Annotated in this window: 2 protein-coding genes; both read left to right on the top strand. The window is 75.2% G+C overall.

What is annotated here, in order from left to right; all coding sequences use genetic code 11:
- Positions 1-811: ROK family protein (locus tag L0P92_RS44240; protein WP_234768782.1), on the top strand; the 811-nt coding region annotated here is incomplete at its 5' end.
- Positions 812-982: 171 nt separating this feature from the next.
- The coding region (locus L0P92_RS44235; RefSeq protein WP_234768781.1) for a hypothetical protein at positions 983-1,709 on the top strand (727 nt) is incomplete at its 3' end.

Below are 1,709 nucleotides of genomic sequence, written 5' to 3'. Positions count from 1 at the left end.
AGCCAGGGCGGCCGGGGCGGGTGAAGCGGCCGGAGTGATCGGGGCCGACGGGGTGGCCGGAGTGGCCGGGGCCGACGGCGTGGCCGTTGGCGGTCCTCGGGTGCCGGGTGCCGTGCTCGGTGTCGGTGTCGCGCTGCCCGGGCCCCTCGACCACCGGCGCGGCGTGCTGCACCGGGTCACCGGGTTCCCGGAGTGGAACGGCTTCCCGCTGCGGGACGTGCTCGCGCGGCGCCTCTCGCTGCCGGTCGTCGTCGACAAGGACACCAACGCCGCCGCCCTCGGACTCGCCGTGGGTGGTCAGACCGCGTCCGTCACGTCCTTCGCGTATCTGCACTTCGGCGCCGGGGTCGGCGGAGGGCTCGTGCTCGGCGGGGCGGTGCACCGGGGGGCCCGTACGGGCGCCGGGGAGTTCGGGCACCAGGTCGTCCAACTGGACGGCCCGCCCTGCGAGTGCGGCAACCGCGGCTGCGTCGAGGCACTGTGCCTGGCCGCCGTCGCGCGCGGCGACCTGGCGGAGGCGGCCCGCGTGCTCGGTACGGCCGTCGGCAACCTGGTCGCGCTGCTCGACGTCGACCTCGTCCTGCTGGGCGGCCGTACGGTCGCCGCCGCCCCGGACACCTTCGTACGGGGCGTCGCCGCCGTCCTCGACGAACGCGCCCGGCGCGCGGGCGAGGACGCGGTGCCGGTCCGGGTCGCCTCCGCCGGGGAAGCCGGGGGAGGCGTTGGTGGCGGCGCGGGCGGTGAGCGTGGGGTCGCCGAAGGGGCCGCCCAACTGCTGCTGGCGCCGCTGTTCGGGCGCGCCGACGGGTGACGGGTCGCGTGCCGATCGGGGTGCGCGGGTACCGGACGACATGGCGCGCGCACTGAACGACGTGGCGCGTGCACTGAACGACGTGGCGCGTCCGCTGATCGAGCGGACTTTCGATGCCGTACGGAATGGCACCGCGCGATCCCCGCCCCCACCCGGCATGGTCATGTGTTCATGCGACTACTGCACTCACCCGCTTCCCTCTGCCTCGCAGCAGCCGCCCTTCTCGCCGCCGCGCCCCCGGTGCGCGCGGAACCTCCCGTCGAGCTGCCCAGCTGCGTCACCGACGACGGCGCCTTCCCGCTCGCCACCCGTCTGCACGGCGGCCCCGACTCCTACACGGCCGGCGGCGGATTCGGCACCTGGTACCTGGACCTCACCAACACCACCGGCCGGACCTGCGCCGGCATCCATCCCGTCGTCGTCCTCGTCGACGGCAAACGCGCCCTCAAGCCGTCCCAGCCCCGCCTGGAGTTCTACGGGACCCCGAAGGGCGGCCCGGAACGCCCGGAAGGCCCGGTCGATGCCGGTAGCCCGGCCGAAGCGCGTCCCCTCCCCGTCCGCTTCGAGACCACCGACGAGGACGAACTCGTCGGCGCCTTCGAGGGCTTCCCCGGCTTCACCGTCGGCCCCCGCAAGACGATCACCGTGAAGGTCCGGCTCGCGGTCACCTCGGACGCGGTGCCGAACGAGGTCACCGCCAACGCGGCCGTCGTACAGCGCCACGACGGCGACGGCGATTGGGTGGGCCAGTCCAACGACTATCGCTTCACCATCGACACCGACCCGGCCGACGCCGCCGACGAGACCGGCCCCGCCGACTCCGCGGCCCCAGCCGACCGCGACTCCCCGACCGACCCGGCCGCCTCCGCCGCCCCCACCCCCTCGACCAGCCCTCGCA

The sequence above is a fragment of the Streptomyces muensis genome, from assembly GCF_021474425.1.
Classification (GTDB): Bacteria; Actinomycetota; Actinomycetes; order Streptomycetales; family Streptomycetaceae; genus Streptomyces; species Streptomyces muensis.
This window is presented reverse-complemented; position numbering and strand designations above follow the sequence as displayed.